Origin of the sequence: Streptomyces muensis (assembly GCF_021474425.1) — a bacterium.
Lineage (GTDB): Bacteria > Actinomycetota > Actinomycetes > Streptomycetales > Streptomycetaceae > Streptomyces > Streptomyces muensis.
Genome location: NZ_JAKEIP010000304.1, coordinates 1 through 8,890, shown reverse-complemented (window position 1 = coordinate 8,890; position 8,890 = coordinate 1). Strand labels below are relative to the sequence as shown.

Annotated in this window: 8 protein-coding genes; 2 read left to right on the top strand and 6 right to left on the bottom strand. The window is 71.3% G+C overall.

All coding sequences use genetic code 11. The annotated features are described in order from the left end of the window. Positions 1-268: 268 nt before the first annotated feature. Positions 269-904, bottom strand: coding sequence for a uridine kinase family protein (locus tag L0P92_RS38600; RefSeq protein ID WP_234767800.1), 636 nt, complete (start codon positions 902-904; stop codon positions 269-271). A gap of 81 nt (positions 905-985) precedes the next feature. On the opposite strand from L0P92_RS38600, the gene L0P92_RS38595 reads away from it, so the two are divergent. Beyond that, positions 986-1,444 (top strand): hypothetical protein, encoded by a 459-nt coding sequence (locus tag L0P92_RS38595; protein ID WP_234767799.1) that lies wholly within the window; start codon positions 986-988, stop codon positions 1,442-1,444. A 104-nt stretch (positions 1,445-1,548) separates the two neighbouring features. Here the strand turns inward: L0P92_RS38595 and L0P92_RS38590 are convergent, their stop codons facing one another. Genes L0P92_RS38590 through deoC form a run of 3 tightly spaced genes read right to left on the bottom strand, consistent with a single transcriptional unit; the run spans position 1,549 to position 4,875 of the window. Beyond that, the gene (locus L0P92_RS38590) at positions 1,549-2,463 is read right to left on the bottom strand and encodes an aldehyde dehydrogenase family protein (protein ID WP_234767798.1); all 915 of its coding nucleotides are present in this window, start codon (positions 2,461-2,463) and stop codon (positions 1,549-1,551) included. After that, a complete protein-coding gene (locus L0P92_RS38585; RefSeq protein WP_234767797.1) occupies positions 2,456-3,907 on the bottom strand; it encodes an aldehyde dehydrogenase family protein in 1,452 nt (483 codons plus the stop codon). The genes L0P92_RS38590 and L0P92_RS38585 overlap by 8 nt, the downstream gene beginning before the upstream one ends. Positions 3,908-3,912: 5 nt before the next feature. Further along, positions 3,913-4,875, bottom strand: a complete 963-nt coding sequence (gene deoC, locus L0P92_RS38580; RefSeq protein ID WP_234767801.1) for a deoxyribose-phosphate aldolase — start codon at positions 4,873-4,875, stop codon at positions 3,913-3,915. A 252-nt stretch (positions 4,876-5,127) separates the two neighbouring features. On the opposite strand from deoC, the gene L0P92_RS38575 reads away from it, so the two are divergent. Further along, positions 5,128-5,823 carry a PH domain-containing protein gene (locus L0P92_RS38575; protein WP_234767796.1) on the top strand — a complete coding sequence of 232 codons (696 nt, stop codon included), beginning with the start codon at positions 5,128-5,130 and terminating at the stop codon, positions 5,821-5,823. 115 nt (positions 5,824-5,938) lie between these two features. Here L0P92_RS38575 and L0P92_RS38570 read toward each other — a convergent pair whose 3' ends face one another. Continuing rightward, complete coding sequence (locus L0P92_RS38570) at positions 5,939-7,042, bottom strand: putative hexosyltransferase (protein ID WP_234767795.1); 1,104 nt, start codon at positions 7,040-7,042, stop codon at positions 5,939-5,941. A 94-nt stretch (positions 7,043-7,136) separates the two neighbouring features. Continuing rightward, the gene (locus L0P92_RS38565) at positions 7,137-8,768 is read right to left on the bottom strand and encodes a phospho-sugar mutase (protein WP_234767794.1); all 1,632 of its coding nucleotides are present in this window, start codon (positions 8,766-8,768) and stop codon (positions 7,137-7,139) included. Positions 8,769-8,890: the final 122 nt, after the last annotated feature.

The following is an 8,890-nucleotide window of genomic DNA, read 5'->3' as shown; positions in this document are numbered from 1 at the left end:
ACGGGGGACCAACGGGGAAAACGGGGGGTGCTCCACCACGGGGGAAGCGGTGGAGCACAACGACAGCGGGGCTGGAGGGCCGGGGGGTCCGTCCAGTCCCGCTTCGCTGTGCGGTCCCGGTCCCGGTCCGGTCAGCGGACCTTCATAGCCTCGGGGTAGGTGCGGCCGTCGTAGGTGACCAGGTAGGCGCACGATGCCTCGGCCGCACCGCCCGCCTCGCCCGGGGACCGTTGATCCGGTCCTACGACGTGGCAGGCGCCCTCTTCGTTCAGCTGGCCGGTGTCGCCGCCGGGCAGCGGCCCGCGGCGGCCGCGGTGAGGCGGCCGAGGGCCTCGTCGCGGTCGCAGGCGTGGGCGCCCAGGGACGTCTGGTGGGCGATGATCGACTGCTCCAGGCGCATCAGGCGCCAGCCGCGGCGCAGCAGGAAGGGCACCGACTTGCGGCCCTCCTTCAGATCGCGCAGGAAACGGCGCCGGAAGGTCGTCACCGGGCCACGGCTCAGACACAGCGCGTCGGCCAGCACACCGAGCTCCCGGCAGCGCGTCACGATCTCGGCGGCGAAGATGCCCTCCGCGATGAACAGCGGCGTACGCCCGATCTCGACGCTCTCCTCACCGGTCCGCGCGCTGAGCGAGATGTCGTACAGCGGCACGTTCGTACGGCCCGTGCGGCACAGCTCCGCAATCGCCGCGACGGCCGCGTCGGCGTCCCACGAGTCGGGGTGGTCCCAGTCGATGTCGGCACTCCCGGGAACCTGCGGCAGGCTCGGGTCGTCGCCCTCCTTGTAGAAGTCGTCGAGCCGCAACACGGGAAGCCCGGAACGAGCGGCGAGAAGGGACTTGCCGGAGCCGGAGGGGCCGCAGAGCAGCACGACTCGCGTCGGTATGGACGGATGGGAACTCACGGGACACCAGTCTGAGGCATGGTCCGGCCCGGGAACGACCCGGTGGACGGAGATTGAAGCGCGCGTCACATTCTGAACACCATGAAGCAACCTGTTGAGCGCGCCCGTGACATTGCCCTGAGGGTCCTCGGGGCGGTGACCTCCGCAGCGGTTCCCGAAGTGACGGACCTGGCCGAGGTCGTGCGTCGATTCGAGGGCGTGGAGTTCGACGTGCCTGCGGAGGGGGACACAGACGGGTTCCTCTTCGAGTACTGCTGCGTGAACTGGCTCTCGGAACCCACTTTCGTCCTGGGGTTCACGCGTCAACTGGGCCTGGTGGGGGACGAGGGATCGGTGGATGCGTATGTGCAGATCCAATTCGACTACCGGTACCCCTGCGATTCCGAGCTGTCCCGGCTCAAGAGCTCGAACACCTGGTGGTTTCGTGCCGACGGGACGTCCTTCGCCGAGTGGCTCGACGCCGCGCTGCGTGATCCCGTGTGGGACGCCGTCCGGCAGCGGAACCCGATCGCGTTCGACGTCACGGAGGACTTCGTCTGACAGGTGATCGGCCGCGCCGGGCCTGCGGTGGGGAGAAGTGGGAAGAGGGCCGTGGCTCCTCCGGACGGAGAGGAGGCACGGCCCTCTGGTTTGGGGGGGTGGGGTCAGTAGGAGGAGCCCGAGGCGCCCAGGGAACCCGTGGGGTGCCAGACCGTCTTGGTTTCCAGGAAGGCTGTCATGCGGTCGAGGCCGGGGGTGGTCGTCCAGTCGTCCACAGGCTGTGGACGCAGGACGCGCTTGAGGTTGTCCGCCGCGGCGATCTCCAGTTCCTTGGCCAGGACGTCGTCGGCGCCGGCCAGGTCGATCGCGTTGACGTCCTGGTGGGCGGCCAGGGGGGGCGCGATCTCGGCCGTGCGGCCGGACAGGACGTTGACCACGCCGCCGGGCAGGTCGGAGGTGGCCAGGACCTCGCCGAGGGAGAGGGCGGGGAGGGGGGACTTCTCGGAGGCGATCACGATCGCCGTGTTGCCCGTGGCGATCACGGGGGCGACGACCGAGACCAGGCCCAGGAAGGACGAGTCCTGCGGGGCCAGGACGGCCACCACGCCGGTCGGTTCGGGGGAGGAGAGGTTGAAGAACGGGCCCGCCACCGGGTTCCCGCCGCCGACCACCTGGGCGATCTTGTCGGTCCAGCCCGCGTACCAGACCCAGCGGTCGATCGCCGCGTCCACGACCGCGCCCGCCTTCGACTTCGACAGGCCCTCCGCGTCCGCCACCTCGCGGACGTACTGCTCGCGCCGGCCCTCCAGCATCTCGGCGATGCGGTAGAGGATCTGGCCCCGGTTGTACGCCGTCGCGCCGGACCAGCCGCCGAACGCCTTGCGCGCGGCCACCACCGCGTCACGGGCGTCTTTGCGGGACGACAGCGGCACGTTCGCCAGCCAGTTGCCCTTGGAGTCGGTCACCTCGTACACCCGGCCGCTCTCGGAACGCGGGAACTTCCCGCCGACGTACAGCTTGTAGGTCTTGAAGACCGACAGACGGTCGAAACGCTCGGTCTTCTCGGTCTTCTCAGACATCGAGGTACGCCTCCAGGCCGTGGCGGCCGCCCTCGCGGCCGAAGCCCGACTCCTTGTAGCCGCCGAACGGCGAGGTCGGGTCGAACTTGTTGAACGTGTTGGACCAGATCACGCCCGCGCGGAGCTTGTTCGCCACGGCGAGGATCCGCGAGCCCTTCTCGGTCCAGATGCCCGCCGACAGGCCGTACGGCGTGTTGTTGGCCTTGGCGACGGCCTCGTCCGGGGTGCGGAAGGTGAGGACCGACAGGACAGGGCCGAAGATCTCGTCGCGGGCGATGCGGTGCGCCTGGGTGACGTTCGTGAAGAGCGTCGGGGCGAACCAGTAGCCGCTCTCGGGGATTTCGCAGGCCGGCGACCAGCGCTCGGCGCCCTCCGCCTCGCCCTGCTCGACGAGCGAGGTGATGCGGGTGAGCTGCTCCTCGGAGTTGATCGCGCCGATGTCGGTGTTCTTGTCCAGCGGGTCGCCGAGACGGAGGGTCGACAGGCGGCGCTTGAGGGAGTCCAGCAGTTCGTCCTGGACCGACTCCTGGACGAGGAGGCGGCTGCCGGCGCAGCAGACCTGGCCCTGGTTGAAGAAGATGCCGTTGACGATCCCCTCCACCGCCTGGTCGATCGGGGCGTCGTCGAAGACGATGTTGGCGCCCTTGCCGCCCAGCTCCAGGGTGACCTTCTTACGGGTACCGGCGACGGTCCGCGCGATCTCCTTGCCGACGGCCGTGGAGCCGGTGAAGGCGACCTTGTTCACGTCCGGGTGCGCGACGACCGCGGCGCCCGCGTCGCCGTAGCCGGGAAGGATGTTGACGACGCCCTTGGGCAGGCCCGCCTGGCGGCAGATGTCCGCGAAGAAGAGGGCGGAGAGCGGAGTCGTCTCGGCGGGCTTCAGCACCACCGTGTTGCCGGTGGCGAGGGCCGGGGCGATCTTCCAGGCCAGCATCAGCAGGGGGAAGTTCCAGGGGATGACCTGGCCGGCGACGCCGAGCGGCCGGGGGTTCGACCCGAAGCCCGCGTGGTCGAGCTTGTCGGCCCAGCCCGCGTAGTAGAAGAAGTGCGCGGCGACCAGGGGGAGGTCCGCGTCGCGGGTCTCCTTGATCGGCTTGCCGTTGTCCAGGGTTTCCAGGACGGCGAGTTCGCGCGAGCGCTCCTGGATGATCCGGGCGATGCGGAACAGGTACTTCGCACGCTCGGAGCCCGGCAGCGCCGACCACTTCTCGAAGGCCTTGCGGGCGGCCTTCACCGCGCGGTCCACGTCCGCCTCGCCGGCCTGGGCGATCTCGGCGAGGACCTCCTCGGTGGACGGGGAGACGGTCTTGAAGACCTTGCCGTCCGCCGCCTCCACGAACTCGCCGTCGATGAACAGGCCGTAGGACGGCGCGATGTCGACGATCGAGCGGGACTCGGGCGCCGGTGCGTATGCGAATGCGGAAGACCGCTTCTCGATGGTCATGGTGATCAGTCCACCGTCACGTAGTCGGGGCCGGAGTAGCGGCCGGTGGCCAGCTTCTGACGCTGCATCAGCAGGTCGTTCAGGAGCGAGGAGGCGCCGAAGCGGAACCAGTGGTTGTCCAGCCAGTCCTCGCCCGCGGTCTCGTTGACCAGCACGAGGAACTTGATGGCGTCCTTGGAGGTACGGATGCCGCCGGCGGGCTTCACACCCACCTGTACCCCGGTCTGGGCGCGGAAGTCACGGACCGCCTCCAGCATCAGCAGGGTGTTCGCCGGGGTCGCGTTCACCGCCACCTTGCCGGTGGACGTCTTGATGAAGTCGGCGCCCGCCAGCATGCCGAGCCAGCTCGCGCGCCGGATGTTGTCGTACGTCGACAGCTCGCCGGTCTCGAAGATGACCTTGAGCCGGGCCGACGCCCCGCAGGCCTCCTTCACGGCGACGATCTCGTCGTACACCTTCATGTAGTTCCCCGCGAGGAACGCCCCGCGGTCGATGACCATGTCGACCTCGTCCGCACCGGCCGAGACGGCGTCCCGGACGTCGGCCAGCTTCACACCGAGGGCGGCGCGGCCGGCCGGGAAGGCGGTGGCGACGGAGGCCACCTTCACGCCGGACCCGGCGACGGCCTCCTTGGCGGTGGCCACCATGTCGGGATAGACGCAGACGGCTGCGGTCGCCGGGGTCGTACGGTCGGTGGGGTCGGGGTGGACCGCCTTGGCGCCGAGCGCCCGGACCTTGCCCGGGGTGTCCGCGCCTTCCAGCGTCGTCAGGTCGACCATCGAGATGGCGAGGTCGATGGCGTACGCCTTGGCGGTCGTCTTGATGGAACGGGTACCGAGGGACGCCGCACGCCCCTCCAGGCCGACCGCGTCGACGCCGGGCAGCCCGTGAAGGAAGCGGCGCAGCGTGCTGTCGGACGCGGTGACGTCCGTGAGTGCGTGAGCTGCGGCAGATGCATTGGTGGGCATGGTCACCAGACGAGCATATCTACGCGCGTAGCAGCTGTACACCCCAGGAGATGGATTGAGCGCCGGATCCCGCAGGACAGGACAGGGCCGGAGGGGCGGCTCCTGATGACGCCGGGGACGGGCACGCCCCCCAGGGGCGCGGGGAACTGCGCGACCAGCCACATCCGACCCGCACCCGCCCACGCACACTTCCCCCCACGGCGACCGGGCGCCCCGCCAAGCCGCCGGCAGGCATGCGGCACAATCGGCCCCATGACGACCCCCGACCACGAGCACCACCCCTCCACCCCGGACCCCGCAGCGAGGGACCGGGTCTACCGCTCGCCCATGGGCGTGCTCGGCGGCGTCGCGCTGCTCGCCATCGTGTTCTGGCTCGGCATCGACGCCCTGGTACGCGGCGAGAGCCGCACCCAGTGGCTCGCCCTCGCCGCGATGATCCTGATCGTGCCGCTGGCGTCCGCGTTCACGCTCCGCCCCGCCGTGTACGCCAACGAGGAACGCCTGCGCATCCGCAACCCGCTGCGCGTCATCGTGCTCCCCTGGGGACAGGTCGCCTCGCTGCGGTCCGCCTACTCGAACGAGGTCGTCGCGAAGTCCGGCACCAAGTACCAGCTCTGGGCGATCCCCGTCTCGCTGCGGGCCCGTAAGAAGGCGGCGCAGCGCGCGGACCGCACGGCGGCGGAGACGAACGCCGCTGGCCGGGGAGGCGGCGGCCGCAAAGGGCGTGGCGGGCGCGACTTCGAGGGGTCGTTCGGTGCGGCCGACGCGGACGGCGGCCGGACGCGGGCCGAGACCGACAAGGTCATGGACGACCTGCGAGAACTGCTGGAACGCCACGGGGACGACGAGCCCGCACAGGGCGAGGTGACCGTGCGGTGGGCCTACGAGATCGTGGGCCCGGCGGTCGCGGGCGCCGTGCTGCTGCTGATCCTGCTGGCGATGGGCTGAGAACTCGCCGCCGGAGCGCATCCGCGCATCCGCGCATCCGCGCACTCGCGCACCCGGACACCGCACCTCCGCACACCGCCCACCCCCGCACCCGGCGATCAGGGCGCCCCCGCGATCAGGGCGCGCCCGGATACACCAGCGCCATGTACGCCCCGCAGTACGCCGAAACGGTGACCGCCCCCGCGAGGACCAGCGTGCGACAGCGACGGCTGGCGCGGGACAGGTGCAGGGCGAGGGGGAGCAGCAGCGGGAAGGCGGGCATGAGGAAGCGGGCACGCGGGAAGTAGACGCCGCCGCTGCCCAGGACGATCGCCAGCAGTACGGCCGTGAAGACCAGCAGCGCGACCGGCTGCCGGTCCGCCAGCGCCAGCCCGAACAGCACGACCGACGCGATCAGCGTGAGCGTCACCATCACCAGGAACAGCTCCGGCTTCGGGGCGTACACCAGCAGCCGCCGCATCTGACGCAGGGTTTCGACGCCGCCGTCCAGCTCGTTGTGCCACAGCCGCTGTACGGCGAGGTACCCGTCCCAGCGCCCCACCCGCAGGCCCACCCAGCCGACGTATCCGCACCAGCCGAGCGGCGCGACCACGGCGGCCGCGAGGGTACGGAGGCCGAAGCGGCGGCGCAGCGCGAGCAGGGCGGCCGTCGTGACCGCGGCGGCCACCGCGATCCCGGTCGGGCGGGTCAGGCCCGCGAACGCGGCGAGCCAGGCCGCGGTGAGCAGCCGGCCGGTGAGCACGGCGTACATCGACCAGGCGGCGAGCGCCGTGAACAGCGACTCGGTGTAGCCCATCCACTGCACCAGGCCGACCGGGAGCGCGGCCCACAGGGTGGTCAGGAGGACTCCGGCCCGGCGTCCGTACAGCCGGTCGCCGACCGCGAAGACTCCCCACGCGGCGACGAGCGAGGCGATGACGGCGAGGCCGAGGCCGGTGCTCGCGCGGGTGCCCGGGGTGAGCGCTGAGAGCGCCTTCACGAGGGTGGGGTAGAGCGGGAAGAACGCCAGGTTGTTGGCGTTGTGCCCGGTGCCGAGCTCGTGCGCGTAGCCGTGGTCGGCGATGCCGAGATACCAGTCGGCGTCCCACTGTGTCGCCAGGATCGGCCAGACGCCGTGCCCCTGCCGGTGCGCCCAGACAGTGAGGAGCAGCAGGCCGGTGGAGCGCGGGTCAACCGCCGTGCGGAAAACGCCCGAAAGGGTGCCTCCGGATGGGGGCACCCTTTCGGGAACGATCACCGATCACCGATCACCGATCACCGATCACCGACAAGCGATCCCCGACAACGATCAGTGAGCCGCGTACCGCGGAGGCTCAGATTCCGGCCGCCGCCGACAGGTCCCGCTTGATCGTCTCGAGCAGCTCGGCCGCCTCGGCGCGGGCGGCCGGCAGGTCGGCGTGCGCGGCGACCGGGACGACGACCTCCAGGTAGCACTTCAGCTTGGGCTCCGTGCCGCTGGGGCGGACGATGACGCGGGCGCCTTCGAGGGTGTACCGCAGACCGTCCGTGGGCGGGAGCGTCTCGGTGCCCCGGGTGAGGTCCTCGGCGCGGGTGACGGCCAGGCCGGCGAGCTCGGCCGGCGGCCGCTCGCGCAGCCGGCGCATGGCGTTCGCGATGACCGACAGGTCCTGGACGCGGACCGAGAGCTGGTCGGTGGCGTGCAGACCGTGCTCCACCGCGAGGTCGTCCAGCAGGTCGAGGAGCGTGCGGCCCTCGGCCTTGAGGACGGAGGCCAGCTCGGTGATCAGCAGCGCGGCGGTGATCCCGTCCTTGTCGCGCACCCCGTCCGGGTCGACGCAGTAGCCGAGGGCCTCCTCGTAGCCGTAGCGCAGGCCGTCGACGCGGGCGATCCACTTGAAGCCGGTAAGGGTCTCCTCGTAGGGCAGGCCCGCCTTCTCGGCGATACGACCGAGGAGGGAGGAGGAGACGATCGACTCGGCGAAGGTGCCCCGCGCTCCGCGGCGGACGAGGTGCGCGGCGAGCAGCGCGCCCACCTCGTCGCCGCGCAGCATCCGCCATACGTCCCCGTCCTTGACGGCGGCGGCGCAGCGGTCGGCGTCCGGGTCGTTGGCGATGACCAGGTCCGGGTCGGTCTCACGGGCCTTGGCGAAGGCCAGGTCCATCGCGCCGGGCTCTTCCGGGTTGGGGAAGGCGACGGTGGGGAAGTCCGGGTCCGGCTCGGCCTGCTCGGCGACGAGGGCCGGGGCCGGGAAGCCGGCGCGGGCGAACGCGGCGAGGAGGACGTCCTTGCCGACGCCGTGCATCGCCGTGTACACGGTGCGGGCGGTGCGCGGGGAGTCGGGGGCGAGGACCGCGTCCGTGCGGGCGAGGTAGGCGTCGAGGACGCTGTCGTCGAGGGTCTCCCAGCCCTCCGTGGGGCGGGGGACGACGGTCAGCGACGGTACGGCGGCGATCTCCTGCGCGATCTCGATGTCCGCGGGCGGGACGATCTGGGAGCCGTCGCCGAGGTAGACCTTGTAGCCGTTGTCGCGGGGCGGGTTGTGGCTGGCGGTGACCTCGACTCCGGCGACCGCGCCGAGGTGCCTTATGGCGTACGCCAGGACCGGGGTGGGGAGGGGGCGGGGGAGTACGGCTGCGCGCAGGCCGGCGCCCGTCATCACCGCCGCGGTGTCGCGGGCGAAGTCCTCGGACTTGTGGCGGGCGTCGTAGCCGATGACGACGAGGCCGTTGTCGTGGCCCTGCTTCCTGAGGTACGCGGCGAGGCCGGCGGCGGCTCGGATGACGACCGTGCGGTTCATGCGCATCGGGCCTGCGCCGAGTTCGCCTCGCAGGCCGGCTGTGCCGAACTGGAGGGTGCCGCTGAAGCGTGCGGTGAGCTCTTCGGTGTCGGCTGCCTCGATGAGCTTGGCGAGCTCGTCGCGGGTCTCCGGGTCCGGGTCCTCGGTGAGCCAGGCCTGGGCCCGGGCGATGAGATCGTCGTGCACGTCGGTCAACCTCTCGTTGGTGTCGTTCGCAACCGCGTCGGCTGCGGCCAGGCTTCCCTCGCCCCCGCCGCCCCTACCCGTCCCATCCCTGGGGGCTCCGCCCCCAGACCCCCGCTGTCGGC

Bases quoted from the DNA above. Each gene is read 5' to 3' on its own strand.
- L0P92_RS38595 (WP_234767799.1), top strand. From the start codon at position 986: ATGAAGCAACCTGTTGAGCGCGCCCGTGACATTGCCCTGAGGGTCCTC.
- L0P92_RS38590 (WP_234767798.1), bottom strand. From the start codon at position 2,463: ATGTCTGAGAAGACCGAGAAGACCGAGCGTTTCGACCGTCTGTCGGTC.
- L0P92_RS38585 (WP_234767797.1), bottom strand. From the start codon at position 3,907: ATGACCATCGAGAAGCGGTCTTCCGCATTCGCATACGCACCGGCGCCC.
- deoC (WP_234767801.1), bottom strand. From the start codon at position 4,875: ATGCCCACCAATGCATCTGCCGCAGCTCACGCACTCACGGACGTCACC.
- L0P92_RS38575 (WP_234767796.1), top strand. From the start codon at position 5,128: ATGACGACCCCCGACCACGAGCACCACCCCTCCACCCCGGACCCCGCA.